The organism is Burkholderia sp. Bmkn7 (assembly GCF_041103175.1).
GTDB lineage: Bacteria > Pseudomonadota > Gammaproteobacteria > Burkholderiales > Burkholderiaceae > Burkholderia > Burkholderia cepacia.
Window position 1 is genome coordinate 2,362,855 of the sequence record NZ_JBGCUH010000002.1, and the last position, 21,653, is coordinate 2,384,507.

At 68.9% G+C, this 21,653-nt stretch carries 19 protein-coding genes; 9 read left to right on the plus strand and 10 right to left on the minus strand.

The window, feature by feature from the left end; all coding sequences use genetic code 11:
• Nucleotides 1-4 precede the first annotated feature (4 nt).
• The 4 genes from AB3K92_RS16510 to AB3K92_RS16525 all read right to left on the minus strand — a co-directional run bounded on the left by AB3K92_RS16510 (nt 5) and on the right by AB3K92_RS16525 (nt 2,805).
• Entirely contained in the window at nt 5-232 is a 228-nt protein-coding gene (locus tag AB3K92_RS16510; protein WP_369465436.1) for a hypothetical protein, read from the minus strand.
• A 196-nt stretch (nt 233-428) separates the two neighbouring features.
• A complete protein-coding gene (locus AB3K92_RS16515; protein WP_369465437.1) occupies nt 429-809 on the minus strand; it encodes a hypothetical protein in 381 nt (126 codons plus the stop codon).
• A 563-nt stretch (nt 810-1,372) separates the two neighbouring features.
• Entirely contained in the window at nt 1,373-1,807 is a 435-nt protein-coding gene (locus tag AB3K92_RS16520; RefSeq protein WP_021162920.1) for a hypothetical protein, read from the minus strand.
• An 83-nt stretch (nt 1,808-1,890) separates the two neighbouring features.
• Entirely contained in the window at nt 1,891-2,805 is a 915-nt protein-coding gene (locus AB3K92_RS16525) for a LysR family transcriptional regulator (RefSeq protein WP_081057341.1), read from the minus strand.
• 95 nt (nt 2,806-2,900) lie between these two features.
• Between AB3K92_RS16525 and AB3K92_RS16530 the strand changes: the two genes are divergently transcribed.
• Nucleotides 2,901-3,338: a heme-binding protein gene (locus AB3K92_RS16530; protein ID WP_059622785.1), complete on the plus strand. Its 438-nt coding sequence runs from the start codon at nt 2,901-2,903 to the stop codon at nt 3,336-3,338.
• A 4-nt stretch (nt 3,339-3,342) separates the two neighbouring features.
• Nucleotides 3,343-4,119, plus strand: coding sequence for an SDR family oxidoreductase (locus AB3K92_RS16535; protein ID WP_369465438.1), 777 nt, complete (start codon nt 3,343-3,345; stop codon nt 4,117-4,119).
• A 186-nt stretch (nt 4,120-4,305) separates the two neighbouring features.
• On the opposite strand, the gene AB3K92_RS16540 is transcribed toward AB3K92_RS16535, so the two are convergent.
• The 4 genes from AB3K92_RS16540 to AB3K92_RS16555 are packed head-to-tail and all read right to left on the minus strand — an operon-like array spanning nt 4,306 to nt 12,833.
• A complete protein-coding gene (locus AB3K92_RS16540) occupies nt 4,306-8,493 on the minus strand; it encodes a molybdopterin-dependent oxidoreductase (protein ID WP_369465439.1) in 4,188 nt (1,395 codons plus the stop codon).
• 16 nt (nt 8,494-8,509) lie between these two features.
• Entirely contained in the window at nt 8,510-8,857 is a 348-nt protein-coding gene (gene nirD, locus AB3K92_RS16545; protein ID WP_021162917.1) for a nitrite reductase small subunit NirD, read from the minus strand.
• 31 nt (nt 8,858-8,888) lie between these two features.
• A complete protein-coding gene (nirB, locus tag AB3K92_RS16550; protein WP_369465440.1) occupies nt 8,889-11,486 on the minus strand; it encodes a nitrite reductase large subunit NirB in 2,598 nt (865 codons plus the stop codon).
• A 21-nt stretch (nt 11,487-11,507) separates the two neighbouring features.
• The gene (locus AB3K92_RS16555; RefSeq protein ID WP_369465441.1) at nt 11,508-12,833 is read right to left on the minus strand and encodes an MFS transporter; all 1,326 of its coding nucleotides are present in this window, start codon (nt 12,831-12,833) and stop codon (nt 11,508-11,510) included.
• A 717-nt stretch (nt 12,834-13,550) separates the two neighbouring features.
• On the opposite strand from AB3K92_RS16555, the gene cobA reads away from it, so the two are divergent.
• The 7 genes from cobA (at nt 13,551) to AB3K92_RS16590 (ending at nt 19,589) form a co-directional block, all read left to right on the plus strand.
• Nucleotides 13,551-14,330, plus strand: a complete 780-nt coding sequence (cobA, locus tag AB3K92_RS16560; protein ID WP_369465442.1) for a uroporphyrinogen-III C-methyltransferase — start codon at nt 13,551-13,553, stop codon at nt 14,328-14,330.
• 159 nt (nt 14,331-14,489) lie between these two features.
• On the plus strand, nt 14,490-15,086 hold the full coding sequence (locus AB3K92_RS16565; RefSeq protein WP_042977474.1) for an ANTAR domain-containing response regulator: 597 nt from the start codon (nt 14,490-14,492) through the stop codon (nt 15,084-15,086).
• A 5-nt stretch (nt 15,087-15,091) separates the two neighbouring features.
• Complete coding sequence (locus AB3K92_RS16570) at nt 15,092-16,144, plus strand: CmpA/NrtA family ABC transporter substrate-binding protein (RefSeq protein WP_369465443.1); 1,053 nt, start codon at nt 15,092-15,094, stop codon at nt 16,142-16,144.
• Nucleotides 16,145-16,264: 120 nt separating this feature from the next.
• Complete coding sequence (locus AB3K92_RS16575) at nt 16,265-16,864, plus strand: uracil-DNA glycosylase family protein (RefSeq protein WP_369465444.1); 600 nt, start codon at nt 16,265-16,267, stop codon at nt 16,862-16,864.
• Between the two features lie 60 nt (nt 16,865-16,924).
• A complete protein-coding gene (locus AB3K92_RS16580) occupies nt 16,925-17,704 on the plus strand; it encodes a YkgJ family cysteine cluster protein (RefSeq protein WP_219706620.1) in 780 nt (259 codons plus the stop codon).
• 119 nt (nt 17,705-17,823) lie between these two features.
• A complete protein-coding gene (locus tag AB3K92_RS16585; RefSeq protein WP_027791818.1) occupies nt 17,824-18,765 on the plus strand; it encodes a helix-turn-helix transcriptional regulator in 942 nt (313 codons plus the stop codon).
• 125 nt (nt 18,766-18,890) lie between these two features.
• Nucleotides 18,891-19,589, plus strand: a complete 699-nt coding sequence (locus tag AB3K92_RS16590) for a fumarylacetoacetate hydrolase family protein (protein ID WP_048025513.1) — start codon at nt 18,891-18,893, stop codon at nt 19,587-19,589.
• Between the two features lie 76 nt (nt 19,590-19,665).
• Here AB3K92_RS16590 and AB3K92_RS16595 read toward each other — a convergent pair whose 3' ends face one another.
• Nucleotides 19,666-20,205, minus strand: coding sequence for a DUF4303 domain-containing protein (locus AB3K92_RS16595; protein WP_369465445.1), 540 nt, complete (start codon nt 20,203-20,205; stop codon nt 19,666-19,668).
• A gap of 173 nt (nt 20,206-20,378) precedes the next feature.
• Nucleotides 20,379-21,590 (minus strand): MFS transporter, encoded by a 1,212-nt coding sequence (locus AB3K92_RS16600; protein WP_124589052.1) that lies wholly within the window; start codon nt 21,588-21,590, stop codon nt 20,379-20,381.
• Nucleotides 21,591-21,653 lie beyond the last annotated feature (63 nt).

The window sequence follows — 21,653 nt, forward strand, 5'->3', positions numbered from 1 at the left end:
CACATCACCACTCAAACCTGGAATACAACCCTCTCAAAATTTCAACAAACTGCTGACTCACGCCTTGATTGAGTGCATCCCAAGAATTCAAACCCAACGATTGCAATATTCCATCCATCTTTGGCGTCGAACTGAAATATAAAATACTCCATACCATTTCAGCATCCACGCGCTTTTCTTTATCACCGAAATTCAGCAACCCTCGTAATAAAACCTCACCATCTTCACCCATATCTCCTTTCGATTCACACACCGCAGCAAACCCACCCGAACGTTAATACACAGGAATTCAACAACAGCCGCCCTCCATTTTTCAGGACTCGATCCGAACTGACCACCAAACACATGGGGAAGCGCCGCATTCGGAGAAAAGTCATCAATTCCAGATACGATAAGTTGCTTCTGGCAATCAATTTCCGACAATTCGCTCACGACAATTCCTGACCTTCCTTTCGGCATTTACTCAGACCATCGCCAGCCCCCGAGATATCAAAAATCCAAATCAGTAAAAAATCCCAAAAATCGCATCCAACATTCATTCCCGACCAATTCCAGCATGACGCGCTCCGAAAAAGATCGCAATCCATCACCAACATCTCTCTCACACTCTGAAATATAGTATTCAAAGAAATCCACACGTCATTGGTTGCAACATCAGAAGTTACCCCCCCAGCAACAATCAATCTCTTCAGTTCCCAAGCAGAGTTCGACGACACCGTGAGAAAGCTCTGCTCAAGTTGTCCCTGAATCAGCCTGGCGATATTCACCGGCGATAAGCCGTTCCGTGTCTGGATCACGTCGGTGGGCACGTCCGCTTCGTCACGATCTGCGCTGTGCATGCGAAAGCGCACCGGCCAGCGATGCAGCCGCGATCAGCCAGCCCGAACCGTCGAGCGGATGCCGGCCGGCGCGGCGCTCGCCGGAAGCTGTTTTCGCCGAAGCAGTAGCCGTCCCGTCGACGGCCACCGCCATTCCCCGGAGTCTGGAATACGCCAGACGGTAGGCTCTCTGATTCATCGTTCTTTATTTGATTTCTTTCAGACCGACGAACAGTAGCAAAGCAATCGTCAGCAATCCATAGGGCGAATGTCAAAAATTGCCAAGAATTTCAACGATGTGGAGCAATGCATTTTTAGGATATTTCTCATCCCCTTGCCATCACATATAAGTCACCCCATTTTGATTGCGACCAACCCAACTTCTCCAGCATTGGTTCGCAATCCACCTCTCCACAGATAAAAATCCTGCCGATATCGCACTGCGTATCGATAATCGAGAGTCAGTCAAAATATGTTGACCCGCAAATCGCCGCATCGGGATATTCGGCCTCTGCTTGCATTCTTACGGGACCATGCAGCACGCACGCGCAACCTCACTTCGCCCGCTCATGCTCCCCCAACCCGATCGCCTTGTAGTCGTAAGTCGGGTAGAACTCCGTCCGATACGCCCCCCACGCCGTATCCTCGAGCACCCGATTGACCTCGCGCACCCGCGATGCCGGCAACCGCAACACGACGATTTGCCCGATCCCCATCGTCACGGTCCAGCTCACCACTTCGACGCCCGGCGGCGGAAACGCCTTGTAGAACCCCTGCTTCGCCAGTTGCGCGTTCAGCTCGGCGAGCGGGCGCGACTGGTCGTGTTTCAGGAAGACGGTGAGCAGCACCGCATTGTCGGGCGTTGCCGCAGCCGAACCGGCGGGTACGGTCGATGTCTGGCCGATGGCCGGCGCGCTGCAGGTCACGGCCGCGACCAGCGCCGCGGCAATGGCCAAAGTACGAACCGGAAAATGAAGCGATACCGTCATGACGCGACTCCTTCGTTTCGTGGCTGGAGCCGCCATCATGCGCCGCCTCGGCCAGCGCTGCAGTCGACCGGCCGATGCAACGCTTACGCCGCGCCCGCGCCGTCGCGCTCCCGCAGCACGTCGATGAACGCGCGCAGCTTCGCCGGCACGTGCTTGCGATTCACGTAATACAGCCACATCGGCGGCAGCGTCCGGCACGCGCCCGGCAACACCTCGACGAGCGTGCCGTCGCGCAAGTCCTGCTCGATCCGTTCGCGCATGAACGCAAACGCGATCCCGACACCGGCACGCGCCGCGTCGATCACCGCATCCGCATCGTTCGTCACGAATACGCCTTCCGGATCGAGATCGACATCGCGGCGCCCGTCGTGCAGCAGCCATTTGTGCAGCCGCCCGCTCTCCGAAAACCGGAAGCGGATACAGGCATGAGTTTCGAGCGCCGCGATCGACGCCGGCGTGCCGTACCGCGCCAGATAACCGGGCGACGCGACCAGCGCGCACGAGAGCGCCGGCGCGATCCGCACGCCGATCGTCCCCGGCTGCAGCCGGTCGGCGAGGCGAATCCCCGCATCGAACCCGTCCTTCGCGATGTCGACGAGTTCGTTCTCGTAGCGGATCTCGAGCCGCACTTTCGGATAACGCTCGCGGAATACGGCCAGCACCGGCGCGATCACGAGCGTGCGCGCCAGCGGCAGCGCGGTGACGCGCAACACGCCGCTCGGCTCGCTGCGCGCATCCTTCAGCGCGTCGCGCGCGTGCACGACCTGCCGGTACGCGGGCTCCGTCTGCCGCCAGTAGTGCTGCCCGGCTTCCGTCAGGCTCACGCCGCGCGTGCTGCGATTGAACAGCTTCACGTTCAGCTCGCCCTCGAGCTGCCCGATCGCGAGGCTGACGGCAGCCGGCGTCAGGCCGAGCGCGGCAGCCGCCCGCGTGAAGTTGCCGGCCGTCGCGACCGTCATGAACACGTGCAGCCCGGCCATCGGATCGCGTCGGCTCATCATTAGAAAAACTTGAAACTCTTTCGAGCGGAATGAGGATTCTCCCATATACCGCAACTGCCTACACTGGGCCTGTCGTCCCTCCGGAGCCTCGCATGAACCCGCTCACCGCCGCGCTGCCGCTCGCAGCCGCCCGCCGTACGATCGACGCAGCACTCGCGCATGCGGCGTCGCTGCAGGTCGCCGGCGTCGCCATCGCAATCGTCGATGCCGGCGCGAACCTGCTCGCGTTCGCGCGCACCGACGACTGTTTCCTCGGCGCGATCGATCTCGCGCAGCGCAAGGCGCTGACGGCGGTCCGCTTCCGCATATCGACCGGCGCGCTCGGTGCGATGTCGGGCGACGGGCCGCTGCGCGGGATCGAGCACAGCCACGGCGGGCTCGTCACGTTCGGCGGCGGCGAACCGCTCGTCGACGACAGCGGACGCTGCGTCGGCGCCATCGGCGTTTCGGGCGGCAGCGTCGACGAAGACACAGCGATCGCCCGGCACGGCCGCGACCGCTTTCAGGCAACCCTTCCCACCACAAGGTAAGCACATGGCACGGAAACACATCCTCATTACCGGCGCAGGCACCGGCTTCGGCCGCGAAGTGGCGCTGCGGCTCGCCGAACGCGGCCACGACGTGACGGCCGGCGTGCGCGTCACCGTCGAAATCGACGCACTGACGGACGCCGCCGCGCAACGCGGCACCACGCTGCGCGCCATCAAGCTCGATGTCACGTCGGCCGACGATCGCGCCCGCGCGGCCGAGCTGGACGTCGACGTGCTCGTGAACAACGCGGGCGTCGGCGAAGCCGGCGCGCTCGTCGACCTGCCGGTCGGGATCGTCCGCGACCTGTTCGACGTCAACGTGTTCGGGCCGCTCGAACTCACGCAGCACATCGCGCGCGGGATGCTCGCGCGCCGGCACGGCAAGATCGTGTTCGTGACGTCGATCGCGGGCCTGATCACCGGGCCGTTCACGGGCGCCTATTGCGCGTCGAAGCACGCGGTCGAATCGATCGCCGAAGCGATGCACGCGGAGCTGGCGCCGCACGGAATCCGTGTCGCGGTCGTGAACCCCGGCCCGTACAGCACGGGTTTCAACGACCGGATGATGGAAACGACGCGGCGCTGGCACGATCCGGCCGTTCACACGGTGACGCCCGAGCGGCTGACGTTCCCGCTCGAGCAGCACGATCCGGAAGAGATGATCGCGAAGATGGTCGACGTGATCGACAGCGACGGCGGCGCGTTCCGCACCCTGCTGCCGCGGTCGTCGGAAACGTTCGTCCGTGCCGAACAGGCGCGCGCGTGGGAGCGTCAGCAGTAACGCAAACCGGCGGCGGCCGGCGGTTCATGTCATGCAGGAACACCGTGCCCGCTGCCCGGCCTGTCGCGTGCGACGTTCGCCGTCGACGGCCTTCCCGACGGCCCGGCGCGGCTCGTCGCAGGCCAACGCGTCGCCCGAAGCCGGGCCCGCAAACCGGCGGGCCGCGTCACGCCGCACCGCTCGCGGTCAGTACACGTCCCGCATGTAGCGGCGCGCCTTCGCGAGCCGCGCGACATAGTCGTTCGCGGCTTCGTCCGACATGCCGCCGTGCTCGGCGACGACGGCCTTCAGCGCGGCATCGACGTCCTTCGCCATCCGCGCGGCGTCGCCGCACACGTAGAAGTGCGCGCCTTCCTCCAGCCACGCGAACAGCTCGGCGCCCTGCTCGCGCATCCGGTCCTGCACGTAGATCTTGTCGGCCTGGTCGCGCGAGAACGCGAGATCGAGCCGCGTCAGGAAACCGCTGTCGCGCATCGCGCCCAGCTCGTCGCCGTAGTAGAAGTCCGTCTGCGCATGCTGTTCGCCGAAGAACAGCCAGTTGCGCCCGCGCGCGCCGCGCGCCTGCCGTTCGTGCAGGAAGCCGCGGAACGGCGCGACGCCGGTGCCGGGGCCGACCATCACGATCGGCACGTCGCCGTTCACCGGCGGCCGGAAATGCGCGGATTTCTGCACGAATACGGGCACGCGGCCGTCGTCCGCGCGATCGGCGAGGAACGTCGATGCGACACCTTTGCGCGCGCGCCGGCCGTTGTGATAGCGCACTGCCGACACGGTCAGGTGGATCTCGCCGTGGTGCGCGCTCGGGCTCGACGCAATCGAATAAAGACGCGGCTGCATGCGCTTGAGCATCCCGACGAGTTCGTTGCCCGACAGCTCGACCGGAAACTCGTGCAGCACGTCCGCGAGTTGTTGCCCCCACAACCATTGCTTCAGGTCGCCCTTGCGGTCGTCGCCGAGCAGCGCCTTCAGCGCGCCGTTCGCGCTGCGCGACGCGATGAACGCGAGCGTGTCCGGATGCGGGCGCGTGATGTCGAAATGACGCGCGAGTGCGTCTCCGAGGCGCACGTCGCCGACACCCGCCACCGACACGGGTGCATCGGCCTTCAGCGCGGTAACGGACAGCAGTTCGTCGACCAGTTCCGGGCAGTTGGTCGGCCATACGCCGAGCGCGTCGCCGGCTTCGTATTCGAGGTTCGCGCCTTCGGTCGACAGCGACACGTAGCGTGTGTCCTTCGCCGCGCCCGGACGGTTGAGCCGCAGGTTCGCGACGAGCTTCGACGGCGCCGGATGCGCCTTCGTCGGCAGCAGCCCGGACGGGCCCAGGCCGCCGGTCGGCACCGCGTGCAGCGCGGCATCGGCCTCCTTGATCCGCGCGACGACGCGTTCGAGCCACTGGTCGGCATCGCGCTGGAATTCGACGTCGCAATCGACGCGCGCGCACAGGCGCGCCGCGCCGAGTTCCGCAAGCCGCGCGTCGAGCCGGCGGCCATGGCCGCAGAACTGGTCGTAGTTGCGGTCGCCGAACGCGAGCACCGCGAAATGCACGCCGTCGAGGCGCGCGGCGCTGCCGGCCTGCAGCGCTTCCCAGAATTCGCTGCCGTTGTCGGGGGCATCGCCGTCGCCGAACGTGCTCGTCATCAGCAGCACGTATTGCGCGCCGGCGAGCGACGCCACCGGATAGTCGGACATGCACGCGGTGCGGATCTCGAAGCCCGCGTTCATCAGCTGCGTCGCGTAATCCTCGGTCAACGATTCGATGTTGCCGGTCTGCGACGCCCACAGCAGCACGACCTTCGGCCGCGTGCGCACGATCCGCACGCCGCCGGACGCGGCGGCATCGGCCTGCAGCGCGGGCGCCGCGGCGCCCGGCAAGCTCGCCGGCAGCGAGCGGCTGAACAACCCCGCGAGCATCCCGTCGAGCCAGAACCGCACCGGCGGCGTGAGCGGCGCGCCGGCCGGCAGTACCGGCACGCCGCCCTCGCGCCGGCCGGCGCTTGCCTTCAGCCCGCTGACGAACCCGGCCACATACAGCCGTTCGGTGTCCGTCAGCGGCGGCGGCGCGAAGTCGGCGACGCCGAGCGCGGCCGCGAAAGTGTCGATGTCTGCCATGTCGGATTCCTGTGAAGCAGTCGCCTGCACCGTCGCCGGCGCGGGCCGTGCGTCGTCGGCGCGGGCATCGGGTTGCGCCGTCTCGTCGTCGGCGGACGCGAACGCATCGGTCTCGACGCGCCGCAGTGCGACCGCGCAGTATTTCAGTTCGGGCTGCTGAGATTCCGGATCGATCGCGTCGTTCGTCACCGCGTTGATGCACAGGTCGTCGCCGTACACGTCGTTCCAGTGCATCGGCGCGAAGCAGTCGCCGCGCCGCACGCGCTCGGTCACGACGGCCGGCAGCACCGCACGGCCGCGCACCGAGCGGATCTCGACGCTGTCCTTCGCGGCGATGCCGAGCGCGCTCGCGTCGTCCGGATGCAGCTCGACGAACGGGCGCGGGTTCAGCTTGTTCAGCATCGCGACCTTGCCCGTCTTCGTCATCGTGTGCCACTGATGCTGCAGCCGCCCCGTGTTCAGCACGATCGGGAACGTGTCGTCGGGCAATTCGGCCGGATCGACATGCGGCCGGGCGAAGAAGCGCGCCTTGCCCGACGGCGTCGGGAACGCGATGCGCGGCGCGTCGTCGCCGTCGGCGGCCGGGCGCAGCGGCTGGCTCACGCCGTCGTTCAGGTAGCGGATCGGGTGCCGCTCGCGCGCGGTGCCCGGCGCGACCGGCCACTGCACGGGCCCGTCGCGCAGCGCCGCATGGCTCGCGCCGCGCAGGTCGTAGCCCGTCGCCGGATTCGAGAAGCGGACGATCTCGTCGAACACGTCGGCCGCCGACGCATAGTCGAACGCATCGCCGAACCCCATCGCGCGCGCGACTTCCGCGACGATGCGCCAGTCGGGCAGCGCGTCGCCCGGCGGCGCGACCGCCGCGCGCATCAGCGTCATGTTGCGCTCGGAGTTGATCATCACGCCGTCGCCCTCGGCCCACAGCGCGCCGGGCAGCAGGATGTCCGCGTAGCGGTTGGTTTCGGTATCGAGGAACGCGTCCTGCGCGATCACGAGTTCCGCGGCCTGCAATCCGGCGATCACGTTCTGCCGGTTCGGCACCGTGGCGACCGGGTTCGTGCAGATGATCCAGCATGCCTTGATGTCGCCGGCCGCCATCCGCTCGAACAGGTCGACGGTGCCGTTGCCGGTTTCCTTGCGCAGCGTGCCGGCCGGCACGCGCCACAGGTGCTCGACGAAACGGCGATCGTCGTCGGACGCCACCGAGCGCTGGCCCGGCAGCCCGGGGCCCATGTAGCCCATCTCGCGCCCGCCCATCGCGTTCGGCTGGCCGGTCAGCGAGAACGGCCCGCTGCCGGCACGGCAGATCCTGCCCGTCGCGAGATGCAGGTTGCAGATCGCGTTGGTGTTCCACACGCCGTGCGTGCTCTGGTTGAGCCCCATCGTCCAGCAGCTCATCCATTCCTGCGCGTCGCCGATCCATTGCGCGGCCGTGCGCAGGTCGGCTTCCGCGAGCCCCGTGATTTCAGCCACGCGCCCGGGCGTGTAGTCGGCGAGGAACGCGGGCATCGCGTCCCAGCCTTCGGTGTACGCGTCGATGAACGCGCCGTCGGTGCGGCCGTTCGCATGCAGCAGGTGCAGCAGCCCGTTGGTCAGCGCGAGATCGGTGCCCGGCCGGATCTGCAGGAACAGGTCGGCCTTGTCGGCGGTGCCGGTGCGGCGCGGATCGACGACGATCAGCTTCGCGCCGGCCTTCACGCGATCCATCATCCGCAGGAACAGGATCGGATGGCAGTCGGCCATGTTCGCGCCGATCACGAAGAACAGGTTCGCGCGATCGAAGTCCTGGTACGACCCGGGCGGGCCGTCCGCGCCGAGCGACTGCTTGTAGCCGGTGCTCGCGCTCGCCATGCAGAGGCGCGAGTTCGACTCGATGTTGTTGGTGCCGACGAAACCCTTCGCGAGCTTGTTGACGAGGTATTGCGCCTCGATCGACATCTGCCCCGACACGTAGAACGACAGCGCGTCCGGCCCGTGCGCATCGAGCACCGCGCGCAGGCGGCGCGCGGTGTCGGCGATCGCGTCGCGCGCCGGCAGCGGCACGAGGTCGTCCTCGCGCGCGCGGCGCACGAACGCGCGGTCGAGCCGCCCCGAGCGGCGCAGCGCGACGTGCGCCGATGAACCCTTCGTGCACAGCCGCCCGAAGTTGGCCGGATGGTCGGCGTCGCCGGACACCTTGACGACTTCGCCTTCCTCGACGTGCAGCACCATCCCGCAGCCGACGCCGCAGTACGGGCACACGCTCTTGACGGGGGTGGCGGTCATGCGCGCTCCGGGGCGGTCAGGCCGCGATCCACACGAAGCCGTCCTCGACCCGCGACGGATACGTGCTCACCGACTGCCCGGGTGCCTCCAGGCATTCGCCGGTGCGCAGGTCGAAATGTTGCTTGTACAGCGGCGACGCGACGACGACACGCTCGCCGAGGCTGCCGATCAGCCCGCGCGACATCACGGCCGCCCGCGACACGGGATCGACGTTGTCGATCGCGAACACGCCGCCTTCCTCGGCATGCGCGACGTGAAAGACCGCGACCTGCTCGCCGTTGACGAGTGCACACACGCCGGTGTTCGGCACGATGTCGTCGAGCGCGCACACGCGGGTCCAGGACGGCGGAAGACGATCGTTCATGATGGGCTCCTTGAAGTGGTGCGGATATCGGTCAGGCGGTTGCGGGTTCGATCACGGCTTGCGCCGCGCTTTCGGCGACGACGGGAATCGACACGGGCTTGCCGCCCGCCCGTTCGCCGGGCATCGCGGGCCGGATCTGGCCGCGCGTCTCGACGAATTCGATGGTCGTGTCCGGCGCATCGCTGTTCACGAAGTGACGGAAGCGCTTGCGCGTGTCGGGATCGGTGACGGCCCGCTTCCACTCGCACTCGTAGGTGTCGACCACGTGCTGCATGTCGGTTTCGAGTTCGGCGCCGATCCCGAGCCGGTCGTGCACGACGACGTCGATCAGGTAGTCGAGGCCGCCCTCGAGGTTGTCGCGCCAAACGCTCGTGCGCTGCAGCCGGTCGGCCGTGCGCACGTAGAACATCAGCAAACGGTCGATGTAGCGAACCAGCGTCGCGCGGTCGAGGTCGGACGCGAGCAGTTCCGCGTGGCGCGGCTTCATCCCGCCGTTGCCGCACACGTACAGGTTCCAGCCCTTCTCGGTCGCGATGATGCCGACGTCCTTGCCCTGCGCTTCCGCACACTCGCGCGTGCAGCCAGACACGCCGAACTTGATCTTGTGCGGCGCGCGCAACCCCTTGTAGCGATTCTCGAGGTCGATCGCGAGGCCGACCGAATCGTCGACGCCGTAACGGCACCACGTTGAGCCGACACACGACTTCACGGTGCGCAGCGCCTTGCCGTATGCGTGGCCCGATTCGAAACCGGCCGCGATCAGTTCCTCCCAGATCGACGGCAGTTGCTCGACGCGCGCACCGAACAGGTCGACGCGCTGGCCGCCGGTGATCTTCGTGTAGAGCCCGTACTTCTTCGCGACCTGACCGACCGCGATCAACCCTTCCGGCGTGACCTCGCCGCCCGGCATGCGCGGCACGACCGAATACGTGCCGTCGCGCTGGATGTTCGCGAGGTAGTAGTCGTTCGAATCCTGCAGCCCCGCGTGCTCCTTCTTCAGCACGAATTCGTTGAAGCACGACGCGAGGATGCCCGCCACCGCCGGCTTGCACACGTCGCAGCCGAGGCCATGGCCGTGCTTCGCGAGCAGCGCGTCGAAGGTCGTGAGGCGCTCGACGCGGATCAGGTGGAACAGCTCCTGGCGCGAATACGGGAAGTGCTCGCAGATATGGTTGTCGACCGCGAGGCCCTGCTTCTTCATCTCGGCCTTCATGATCTGCGTGACGAGCGGCACGCAGCCGCCGCACGACGTGCCGGCGCCCGTGCACGACTTCAGCGCGCCGAGGCTCGTCGCGCCGTCGGCGACCGCCGTGCAGATCTGCGACTTCGACACGTTGTTGCACGAGCAGATCTGGGCGCCGTCAGGCAGCGCGTCGACACCGAGCGCCGGCTTCGCGGCGCCGTCCGACGATGGCAGGATCAGGAATTCCGGCGACTCGGGCAGCTCGATGCGGTTCAGCATCATCTGCAGCAGCGTGCCGTATTCGGCCGCGTCGCCGACCATCACCGCGCCGTGCAGGAACTTGCCGCAGTCGGACACGACGAGCTTCTTGTAGACCTGGCGGCGCTCGTCCGCGTACTGGTAGGTGCGGCTGCCGGCCGTCGTGCCGTGCGCGTCGCCGATGCTCGCGACGTCGACGCCCATCAGCTTCAGCTTCGTGCTCATGTCGGCGCCCGCGAACGTAGCCCCGGCCTCGCCGTCCGCATCGCCGCCCAGTTGCTTCGCCACCACGCGCGCCATGTCGTAGCCGGGGGCGACGAGGCCGTACACCATGCCGTTCCAGGCCGCGCATTCGCCGATCGCGTAGATGTCGGCGTCGCTCGTGCGGCACGCGTCGTCGATCGCGACGCCGCCGCGCGGGCCGATTTCCAGGCCGCACGCGCGCGCCAGTTCGTCGCGTGCGCGAATGCCGGCCGAAAACACGATCATGTCGGCGTCGAGATGAGAGCCGTCGGCGAACGCCATCCGGTGCGTGCCCTCTTCGCCATCGACGATCTCGAGCGTGTTCTTGCCCGTATGCACGGTCACGCCGAGCGCCTCGATCTTCGCGCGCAGCATCCGGCCGCCGCCGTCGTCGACCTGCACGGCCATCAGCCGCGGCGCGAATTCGACGACGTGCGTGTCGAGCCCCATGTCGCGCAGCGCCTTCGCGCATTCGAGGCCCAGCAGCCCGCCGCCGATCACGACGCCGCGCTTCGCGTGCGTGCCGCACGCCTGCATCGCCTCGAGATCCTCGATCGTCCGGTACACGAAGCAGCCCTCACGATCGTGCCCCGGCATCGGCGGCACGAACGGGCGCGAACCCGTCGCCAGCACCAGCTTGTCGTACGCGAGCGTTTCCCCGGACGCGAGCGTGACCGTATGCGCGGCGCGGTCGATCGACGCGACGCGCGCGTTCAGGCACAGGTCGAACTGCGGATGACGCTCGAAGAAGCCGGGTTCGACGAGCGACAGGTCGTCCGCCGACTTGCCCGCGAAGAACTCGGACAGGTGCACGCGGTCGTAGGCCGGGCGCGGCTCCTCTCCGAGCACGGTGACCTGCAGCGCGCCCGCCGCGCTCGCTTGCGCCGCGACGCATTCGAGCAGCTTGTGGCCGACCATGCCGTGGCCGATGACGATGAGTTTCATGATGACGTTTCCCTCGGTCGATCAGTTCGCGACGCTGCCGGCAGCCAGCGCGCGGTCGCGCAGCTCGGCTTCGCGTGCCTTGTGTTCCTCGCTGAAGCGCACGGCCATCGCGCACAGCGCGGTCGCGGTGACGGCAAGGCCGAGCAGGCCGAGCGTGTGCTGCACGTCGCCGACGCCTTTGAGCAGGAAGCTCGCGGCGACCGCGCCGACGTTGCCGCCCGCGCCGACGATCCCCGCGACGCCGCCGAGTGCCTTGCGGTCGATGAAGGGCACCAGCGCGTAGGTCGCGCCGCACGCCATGTGCGTGAAGAGGCCGAACGCGAGCATCGCGACGAGTGCGATGCCGACGCTTTGCGCATGCGAGAACCAGATCAGCCCGAGCCCTTCGCCGACGATCAGCGCGCACAACAGCATCGCGCGCACGTCGAGGCTGCGGCGCGCGGCGATCTTGTCGGACAGCCAGCCGCCGAGCGCGCGGGCGAACAGGGCGAGCAGCCCGAACATGCCGACCGCGAAACCGGCGTCCTTCAGCGACAGGCTGAAGTGATCGACGTAGTACAGCGCGGCGATGTTGTGGATGAACACCTCGACGCCGAAGCACGCGCCGTACGTGATGAACAGCATCCACACGCGATAGTTGCCGCAGGCCGCGAAGAAGCTCGCCCAGCCGCCCTTCTTGCCGCTGTCGACCGTCACGCCTTCCTTGCGCAGCGCGGCGAAGTCGCCTTGCGGGCAATCCTGCGTGAAGCGCCAGTACGCCCAGGCCATCGCGAGCATCGCGACGCCCGGCACGACCAGCGCAATACGCCACGACGAATCCTCGCCGAAGCCGAGCATCAGGCCGGCGGCGACGAGCAGCGGCATCAGCGCCTGCGTCGCGCCCGCGCCGGCGTTGCCCCAGCCGGCCGTCGTCGCGTTCGCGGTGCCGACCACGTTCGGCGCGAACATCACCGACGTGTGGTACTGCGTGATCACGAAACCCGCGCCGATCGCGCCGATGCCGAGCCGGCAGATCAGGAACGACAGGTAGTCGTACGTGAACGACACCGCGAACACGGGGATCGCGCCGAGCAGCAGCAGGCCGACGTACACGCGGCGCGGGCCGAAGCGGTCGCACAGCGGGCCGACCAGCAGCCGCACGGCGATCGTCGCGGCCACGGCCGCGATGTTGATGTTGGCGACCTGCGCCGCGCTCAGGTGGAATTCGCGTGCAATCAGCGGCATCAGCGGCGCGCACGCGAACCATGCGAAGAAGCACACGAAAAACGCCATCCACGTCAGGTGGAACGCGCGCATCGGCGCGGTGCGGAGGCTGAAGAGATCGATACGGGTAGCTTTGTCGGTCATGTCATCCGCCAAACGAAAAACGGCGTCCTGCGCACCCGGTCTCGTCGAGACCCGATGCGTAGGACGCCGTTGCCCATGAAGCCCGTTGCCGGGCGCGTCTGTAATCGGTACTGCCGGACGAATCGCCATTGATTCGCCCGAACCGGCTTACGCAAACGCCGTGCCATGTCGCCGCGAATCGGGCCCGCAGTCCCGCCGCGCAAGGCTCGTCCGGCGTCGCGCGGCGCGCGGCGACAGCCGGCACACGATGCGCGGTGATGCAGCGAGGCACAGATGTGGTGCGATGCAGCACTGTCGCCGTGCGACATCGCGGTGCGTACGGGCGGGGCACGATGCACGCCGATGCGGCATTGCGGGTGCCGGCGCGCGGCGGCCGCGCGCCGGCACGGGGGTCGTACTTGGCCCGCGATTGGCCCATATTCGGCCCGCATTTCGCCCTCACATGACCATCGCGCGGCACGGTGCGCGCCATTCCCGCCGCGCGGGCGCGACGGGCGATGCCGGTTGGCCCGGATATTGCTGAACCCGCTGCATGACACCGGCAACGGCGCCGGTGGGCAGTCCCCGCAAAACCGGGCCCGTCGTGCACGCGGGCCGCTCAGGACAACGGCGTCCTCCCGTGCGCGGCACGGCCGGATGCCGATACGTCGACCGCCCGCCGCCGCCGCGCAACAACGCGCTATCGGCCGCCGCATGCAGGCGGCACTGGAACACGACATGACGACAGGCAAAGTCACCCTGCTGGGCGCCGGCCCCGGCGATCCCGATCTCCTCACGCTCAAGGCCGTGAAAGCGCTGGCCGCTGCCGACGTGCTGCTGCTCGACGATCTCGTCGCGCCCGGCATCGTCGAACTCGCGCCGCAGGCGCGCGTCATCCGCGTCGGCAAGCGCGGCGGTTGCCGCTCCACGCCGCAGGCATTCATCGAGAAGCTGATGCGCCGTTACGCACTGCGCGGCGCGCACGTGGTGCGCGTGAAAGGCGGCGAGGCGCTGCTGTTCGGGCGCGCCGGCGAAGAACTCGCGACGCTGCGCGCCGCCGCGATTCCGGTCGAGATCGTCAACGGCATCTCGTCGGGGTTCGCCGCCGCCGCGAGCCTCGGCATCTCGCTCACGCACCGCGCGCATTGCCACGGCGTCACGTTCGTCACCGCCCATCGTCAGGACCACGGCGAACCCGACTGGGCGCGTCTCGCCGCGACCGGCACCACGCTCGCGATCTACATGGGCATGAGCCGCGTCGACAGCATCGCCGCCGGCCTGCTCGCCGTGCTGCCGGCATCGACGCCGGCCGCGGCCGTGCAATGGGCCGGCACGCCCGACGAACGCCGCTGGACCGGCACGCTCGGCGATCTCGCGCGCGGCATCGACGCAGCACGGCTCGGCAGTCCGGCCGTGATCCTCGTCGGCGGCGCGATCGGCGAAACGGCCGTGCGTGAGGTGCCGGGCGCTGGCTCAGCGGGGGCCGCGATCGACACGGCCTTCTCCCGGGCCGCGTAGCATGCGCGACACCACGCGGCACCGGCCGCCCACCTGTCATGAAAACCGCGGCGCCGTTCGCACCGGCTGCCGGGTCGCCGCGCGCGGCACCGGCACGACGTGCGCGCGGGGCCGCCTCCGATCCGCGCATCGCGCCACGATTTCGCCGCCGTTCGCATCATGAGTGCGCCCGCTTCCTCCCCCCGCCTGCGCGTGCTGCTCGTCACCGATACCGACAAACCGATCGGCGAGCTCGGCGACGCGCTCGCGCAGCTCGGCTACGACATGCTGAACGACGTCGCGACGCCCGCGCGCCTGCCGGCCGCCGTCGAGGAGCAGCATCCCGACGTCGTGATCATCGATACCGACTCGCCGTCGCGCGACACGCTCGAGCAGCTCGCGGTCATGCATGCGACCGCGCCGCGCCCCGTGCTGATGTTCAGCCACGACGCCAACCAGTCGCTGATCCGCGCGGCGGTCGGCGCGGGCGTCAGCGCGTATCTCGTCGAAGGGCTGTCGGCCGAACGCCTTGCACCGATTCTCGAAGTCGCGCTCGCGCGCTTCTCGCACGACGATGCGCTGCGCCGCCGGCTCGCCGATGTCGAGCGCGAACTCGCCGAACGCAAGCTGATCGACCGCGCGAAGCGGATGCTGATGGACCAGCGCAGGCTGTCCGAACACGACGCGTATGCGGCGCTGCGCAAGCGCGCGATGGATCAGGGCCTGCGCATCGTCGACGTCGCGCGGCAATTGCTCGACGCGTCACCCCAGTCATGACCGCCATGGACACCACCTCTCCCGTCGCGCCGGAACGCGCGCATCTTCGTCTCGGGTTCGTCGCGCTGAGCGACGCGGCCCCGCTGATCGTCGCACAGCGCCTGGATCTCGGTGCGCGGCACGGCCTCACGCTCGAGCTCAGCCGCCAGCCGTCGTGGGCCGCCGTCCGCGACAAGCTGCTGAGCGGCGAGCTCGACGCCGCGCATGCGTTGTACGGGCTGGTCTGCGGGCTGCAGCTCGGGATCGGCGGCCCGCAGGCCGACATGGCCGCGCTGATGGTGCTGAACCGCAACGGCCAGGCGATCTCGTTGTCGCGCGGCCTCGCCGACGCCTATCGCGAAAGCGGCAGCGTGCGCGACGCGTTCGCGACGCTCGGCCGCAAGCCGCTCCTCGCGCAGACGTTCCCGACCGGCACGCACGCGATGTGGCTGAACCACTGGCTCGCGTCGCACGGCGTCGATCCGCTGCGCGACGTGCGCAGTGTCGTGATCCCGCCGCCCGAGATGGTGGCCGCGCTCGCGGGCGGCGAACTCGACGGCTTCTGCGCCGGCGAACCGTGGCATGCCGTGGCCGAGGCCTGCAACGCGGGGCGGACCGTCGCCGTCACGAGCGAGATCTGGCCCGATCATCCGGAGAAGGTGCTCGCGGCCCGGCGCGATTTCGTCGCGCTGTATCCGGCCACCGCGCGCGCGCTGATCCGCACGCTCGTCGATGCGTGCGCGTGGCTCGACAGTGCCGCGCACCGTCGGGAGGCGGCCGGCTGGCTCGCGTCGCCCGACGCGCTCGGCGTGCCGGCCCGGCTGATCGCGCCGCGCCTGCTCGGCGACTACGGATCGGGGCCGTTCGCCGTGCCGCCGCTGCCGATCCGCTTCCACGACGGCGGCGCCGTGAACCGCCCCGATCCGCGCGAAGGCGAGTGGTTCCTGTCGCAATACCGGCGCTGGGGCATGCTCGACGGTTCGCACGACGACGCGGCGATCGCCCGCGCGATCGCGCAAACCGCGTTGTATGATGCTGCCGTCGCCGAAAGCGGCGCACCGGGCCCGTCGCGGACGTGAGGCGCGCCGCGTGATGCAGGCGGCGCGCGCTCCCGCGCCACGCCTGCCCGGGCCGCCTGTCGGCGCCGGGCACGCGGCTCCCGGGGCGCCGCATGACCACTCCGTCCCCGATCCGATTCGATGCCGAAACCCACGCGCGCGCCGCTCGACGTGCTGCTCACTGAAATCCGCGCGTGCCGTGCCTGCGAAGCCGACCTGCCGCTCGGCCCGCGCCCGGTCGTGCTTGCCCATCGCGACGCGCGCATCCTGATCGTCGGGCAGGCGCCGGGCGCACGCGTCCATGCGAGCGGCATCCCTTGGGACGATGCGAGCGGCAAGCGGCTGCGCGGCTGGCTCGACGTCGACGCCGACACGTTCTACGACGAAACCCGCTTCGCGATCGTGCCGATGGGCTTCTGCTACCCGGGCCGCGGCTCGAGCGGCGACAACCCGCCGCGCCCCGAATGCGCGCCGCTGTGGATAGACCGGCTGCTCGCCGGGTTGCCGTCGATCCGGCTCACGCTGCTGATCGGCCAGTATGCGCAGCGGCACTTCCTGCGCGACGCGCGCAAGGCCACGCTGACGGACACCGTACATGCGTGGCGCGACTACGGCCCCGGCGTGCTGCCGCTGCCGCATCCGTCGCCGCGCAACCAGGCGTGGTTCAAGCACCATCCGTGGTTCGACGCCGACGTCGTGCCCGAGCTGCGACGCCGGATCGCGCCGCTGGTCGCCCGGTAAACGAAATCACCGCCGTGTCGCGACGCTTCGCGACACCCCGTCATCCGTATCGAATCAAGCATGAACGACACCCCTACCGACCTCGACTTTGCCTGCAACGGCTGCGGCGGATGCTGCCGCGACCTGCGCATTCCGCTGACGATCGACGAGGCCACCGCATGGCTGCAGCGCGGCGGCCACGTGGAGCTGCTGTGCGACGCGATGCCGTGGCTCGTCGAGCCCGAGCCCGACAACGCGTTCGCCGCGTACAAACGCGCACGCTCGAGCGCCGCGCTCAGCGGTTCGCTGCCCGTCCGCGTGACGGTCATGCTCACGGCGTCCCATGCGGGGCCGTGCCCGAACCTGCGCGACGACCTGCGGTGCGCGATCTACGACGAGCGCCCGCTCGTGTGCCGGATCTACCCGGCCGAAGTGAATCCGTTCGTACCGCTGGTACCGGCCGGCAAGCAATGCACGCCCGACGCGTGGCAGCAGGCGCCGTTCGTCCGCGGCGGCACGATCGTCGACGCGGCCACCCGCGAGAACATCGCGCGCTCGCGTGCGGCGAGCGAAGCCGAAACGCCGCTGCGGGCACGGTTGTGCAAGGTGCTGGGGATCGAGACGGCGGCCGTGGCCAACGAAGGGTTCGCGATCCACGCGCCGCCGGCCGCCACGCTGCTCGCCGCGCTGACGGATTTGCGCGCGTCGGCACCGGCCGGCGCCGACGACGCCGTCGCGTGGACGCTGATCTCGAACCGCGCGACGACGGTGGACGCGCTCGCATCGGTCGGCGGGGCAAGCCGGCGCGCCGGCGGCGACAGCCCGCACGCCCGCTACCTCGGTTTCCACCCGGACGAATGACCGCCTCGCGGCACGCCGCGAGCGACACCGGGCAACGCCGCACGGCCGCGCGGATCGCCGCCGCGCCCGGTTCGCTGTACCATCGCGGCTCAACCGCGTCACGACCAGCAGAATCCTTCATGCCCTCCACCGCCCCGCCGCGCCTGTACGGGATGCCCGAACGCAGCGACCGGCTCGACTTCTACATCCGCGACCAGGCGTCGCGCCAGGCCATCACCGAGCCGCACCGGCACGCGTATTTCCAGATCCAGTTCAATCTCGGCGGCGACACCGAGCAGCGGATCGGCGGCGTCACGCGGCCGTTTCCGCGCGGCGCGCTCGCGTTCGTGCTGCCGCACCGCGAGCACCTGATCCCGCATCCGGAAGGCGCGCACTTCATCGTGATCAACTTCAGCCAGGCGTTCCTGCGCGCCGATCTCGACGTCGACCCGCTCGACCTGGAGGACGTGCCCGCCCACCGTTTTCCCGAGCTGACGCCGTTCCGCTTCCAGGAGCACCTCGACTTCATCCTGACCGGCGACACCTACGACGAAGCGCGCCGCCTCGCGCTATGCATGCTCGACACCGATCGCGTGCGCACGTTCGGCTCGACCACGTTGCTGCGCGGCTACCTGCTGCAGCTGATCGGGCTCGTCTGCACGCAGTACGCGGGCGCGCTCGACAAGCTCGCGCAGCGCGGCGCCCAGCGCGCCGGCCGGCGCGATGCGCTCGCGCGCGTGCTGCGGCACGTCCGCGCCAACCTCACCCGCGAGGACCTGACGCTCGCCGCGACCGCCGAAGCCGCGTTCCTGTCGCCCAACTACCTCGCGCACCTGGTCCGCAAGGAAACCGGCAGCACCTTCACCGATCTCGTGACGGAGCGCCGGATCGCGCTCGCGCAGTCGCTGCTGGCTCACACGAGCCGGCGCATCGCGGACATCGCCCGCTCGGTCGGCTTCCGCGACGAAGGGTATTTCGCGCGGCGTTTCCGCGCGCGGGTCGGCGTGTCGCCGAAGGCGTACCGCGACGCGAACGCCGCGCTGCCGGACGGCGACGACACGCCGGCCGCGCCAGACGCGTAGTTTTGTCCCGGTAAAACGCAGTTGCGTCGCATCCGGCCGCACGGGCGTCGGGTATCGTTGCACGCATGCCGGCCCGTGCGCCGCACGGGCGCGGCATCCGTCTTCCCACCGAACGAGGCCATCCGATGTCCGCCTATGTCATCGACGCTGCCGAGCGTCCTTCCGTCGAAGTCGACCAGTCGTCCGCGCGCTTTCCGGTGCGCCGCGTCTTCTGCGTCGGCCGCAACTACGCCGACCACGCGCGCGAAATGGGCGCCGATCCCGACCGCGAACCGCCGTTCTTCTTCACGAAGCCGGGCGACGCGATCGTCCCGGCCAGCGGCACCGTCCCGTATCCGCCGCTGACGAACGACCTCCATCACGAAATCGAGCTGGTCGTCGCGATCGGCAAGGACGGGCGGTCGATCGACCCGGCCGACGCGCTGTCGCATGTATGGGGCTACGGCGTCGGCGTCGACCTCACGCGCCGCGACCTGCAGGCCGAAGCGAAGAAACTGAGCCGTCCGTGGGACTGGGCGAAAGGCTTCGACGCGTCGGGCCCCGTGACCGCGTTGCGCGCGGCGTCGGCCACCGGTCATCCGGCCAAGGGCCGCATCTGGCTCGCGGTCAACGGCGACACGCGCCAGCAAGGCGACCTGGCCGACATGATCTGGGCCGTGCCCGACGTCATCGCGTACGTGTCGCGCTCGGTCGAGTTGAAGGCCGGCGATTTGATCTTCACGGGCACGCCGGCCGGCGTCGGCGCGCTGCAACCCGGTGACCGCGTGACGGGCGGCGTCGACGGCGTCGCGACGTTCGAGTTCGTGGTGGGCGCGAAGCCGTAAGCCGTAAGCCATAAGCCGTACCGCAGCAAGCACGGCGGCCTCCCCACGGGGCCGCCGTGCGATATCCCGATTTGGGTCAGTCGTAGCGGCGCAGGAATGCGTCGGCGACGGCCGGCGGATTCAGCGCTTTCGCCGATTCGTTTTCCAGCGCTTCGGCCGCGTCGTCGTCGCTGATCGACACGAACAGCGTGATCGCCGCCCGTTCTTCGCCGGTGCCGAACAGGCCCTCGCGGTCGAGCAGGCGCAACGCACCGATCATGTCGGCGTGCAGTTGCCGCGAAAATTCCGGGAATCTCGACCGGACAAACTGCGGGCTCAGCACGTGGTCGGCGAGCTTGCCGCAGATCGCATTGAACGGCGACGCTTCCGCCGCCGCATACGCCCATTCCGAAAAGCCCCACACATACCACGGGTCGTCGTCCGCGACAGCCTGCTGCTCGCGGACCCGGCGCAGCCCCTCGACCGAATTGGCTGCCGGCACCACCGTCATCGCGCCGCTGTCGGTATACAGCGCGAACGCGTAGAAATGCTCGTCCGGGTGCAGCGCCCGCAGCGCCCTGAATGTCGCTCTCGCGGCGTCGGCGATGTCTCGCTGGAAATCAGAAAAGTCGCTCATCGTTCCCTCGTCCAATCGACCTTCGCGCGCCGGAGCATGCTCGGCGCGCGGCGGGTTCGTCGTCTCCCGATATGCGATCGATTGTCCGCCCATCGCCCGCGGGACGGTAGCGGTACCCGCACCCATGCCCGCGCCGATGCCCGATTCGGCGCGGCGATACCGCGTACTCGCGTTCACCGCCCGGCGTCCCGTGCGTCGAACACCCGCACGCAGACGGCCGCCGCCAGCGCGATCGCGGCCGACAGCAGCATCATCGCCAGCGGCGCATAGCCCGCGTTGCCGGGCGTCAGTACCGCCCCCGTCAACGACGAAAGCGCGGCGCCGCCGGCGATTGTCATCGCACCGGCCAGCCCCGACGCGCTCCCGGCCAGCGCCGGGCGCACCGACACCGCGCCGGCATGGGCACCGGGATTCGTCAGCCCGTTGCCGATGCCGACCAGCACGCACGGCCCGAACCACGCGATCGCATGCGTCGCGCCGCCGAACATCGACGCGAGGCCGATCAACGGTCCCGCGCATGCAACGATCCGCCCGCACAGGATCGTCGTGGCCAGCGCGAAGCGGCGCGCGTAACGCGCGGCCAGGAAGCTGCCGCACACGAAGCCGGCCGTGATGGTCCCCATGTAGAAGCCGATTTCCGCGGGCGGGATGCCGAACACCGTTTGCGCGGCCAGCGGCGCGCCGGCCAGGAACGCGTAGAACGAGCCGGTCGAAAACGCCATGCACAGCGCGTAGGCCCAGAAACGGCGCGCGCGCAGCAGCGCCGGATACGCGCGCAGCTGCTGCCCGAGGCTCGACGACCGGTTCGCGTGGGTTTCGACGAAATCGAACCCGCACCAGACGAACAGCGCAATGCCCGCCGCGCCGAGCAGCCAGAAGCTCGCGCGCCAGCCCGCCGTCTGGTCGAGCGCGCCGCCGAGCGTCGGGCCGAGCATCGGCGCGAACGCGGCCGCCATCGCCGCGTAGCCGATCCGGCTCGCCGCGTGCGCACCGCCGCCGGTATCCCTGATCGTCGCCATCGACACCGGATAAACCGACGTGATCGCCGCCTGCATCAGCCGGCATGCCAGAAACACCCGGATATCGGTCGCCATCGCACAGCCGAGCGAGCCGAGCGCGAAGATGCCGACGCCCGCCAGCACGACCGGCCGCCGCCCGAACCGGTCGGACAGCGGCCCCATCACGAACTCCAGCGACGCGGCCACCGCCGCGTAACCGCCGAGCGACAGCGCGACGAGCGCGTAGTCGGCGCGCAGGTCGCGCGCGATTGCCGGCAGCGACGGCAGGAACAGGCTCAGCGGCAGCACCGAGCACGCGCACAGCAGGATCAGCGTCGCGTGTCGCGGCGACGCCCGTTCGGAAGCGATCGGCAGGTTCGGTTGCAAGCGGATGTCCTCCGCGCACGTGCCGCACGGCCGTGCGCAATGCAAAAAAAAAGCCCCCGAACG

What these genes read in the sequence shown, in the direction of transcription:
- AB3K92_RS16595 (WP_369465445.1), bottom strand. Translation starts at nt 20,205, where the DNA reads ATGAGCGACTTTTCTGATTTCCAGCGAGACATCGCCGACGCCGCGAGA.
- AB3K92_RS16565 (WP_042977474.1), top strand. Translation starts at nt 14,490, where the DNA reads ATGAGTGCGCCCGCTTCCTCCCCCCGCCTGCGCGTGCTGCTCGTCACC.
- AB3K92_RS16510 (WP_369465436.1), bottom strand. Translation starts at nt 232, where the DNA reads ATGGGTGAAGATGGTGAGGTTTTATTACGAGGGTTGCTGAATTTCGGT.
- AB3K92_RS16525 (WP_081057341.1), bottom strand. Translation starts at nt 2,805, where the DNA reads ATGAGCCGACGCGATCCGATGGCCGGGCTGCACGTGTTCATGACGGTC.
- AB3K92_RS16535 (WP_369465438.1), top strand. Translation starts at nt 3,343, where the DNA reads ATGGCACGGAAACACATCCTCATTACCGGCGCAGGCACCGGCTTCGGC.
- nirD (WP_021162917.1), bottom strand. Translation starts at nt 8,857, where the DNA reads ATGAACGATCGTCTTCCGCCGTCCTGGACCCGCGTGTGCGCGCTCGAC.
- AB3K92_RS16590 (WP_048025513.1), top strand. Translation starts at nt 18,891, where the DNA reads ATGTCCGCCTATGTCATCGACGCTGCCGAGCGTCCTTCCGTCGAAGTC.
- cobA (WP_369465442.1), top strand. Translation starts at nt 13,551, where the DNA reads ATGACGACAGGCAAAGTCACCCTGCTGGGCGCCGGCCCCGGCGATCCC.
- AB3K92_RS16580 (WP_219706620.1), top strand. Translation starts at nt 16,925, where the DNA reads ATGAACGACACCCCTACCGACCTCGACTTTGCCTGCAACGGCTGCGGC.
- AB3K92_RS16530 (WP_059622785.1), top strand. Translation starts at nt 2,901, where the DNA reads ATGAACCCGCTCACCGCCGCGCTGCCGCTCGCAGCCGCCCGCCGTACG.
- AB3K92_RS16520 (WP_021162920.1), bottom strand. Translation starts at nt 1,807, where the DNA reads ATGACGGTATCGCTTCATTTTCCGGTTCGTACTTTGGCCATTGCCGCG.
- AB3K92_RS16555 (WP_369465441.1), bottom strand. Translation starts at nt 12,833, where the DNA reads ATGACCGACAAAGCTACCCGTATCGATCTCTTCAGCCTCCGCACCGCG.
- AB3K92_RS16575 (WP_369465444.1), top strand. Translation starts at nt 16,265, where the DNA reads ATGCCGAAACCCACGCGCGCGCCGCTCGACGTGCTGCTCACTGAAATC.
- nirB (WP_369465440.1), bottom strand. Translation starts at nt 11,486, where the DNA reads ATGAAACTCATCGTCATCGGCCACGGCATGGTCGGCCACAAGCTGCTC.
- AB3K92_RS16585 (WP_027791818.1), top strand. Translation starts at nt 17,824, where the DNA reads ATGCCCTCCACCGCCCCGCCGCGCCTGTACGGGATGCCCGAACGCAGC.
- AB3K92_RS16570 (WP_369465443.1), top strand. Translation starts at nt 15,092, where the DNA reads ATGGACACCACCTCTCCCGTCGCGCCGGAACGCGCGCATCTTCGTCTC.
- AB3K92_RS16540 (WP_369465439.1), bottom strand. Translation starts at nt 8,493, where the DNA reads ATGACCGCCACCCCCGTCAAGAGCGTGTGCCCGTACTGCGGCGTCGGC.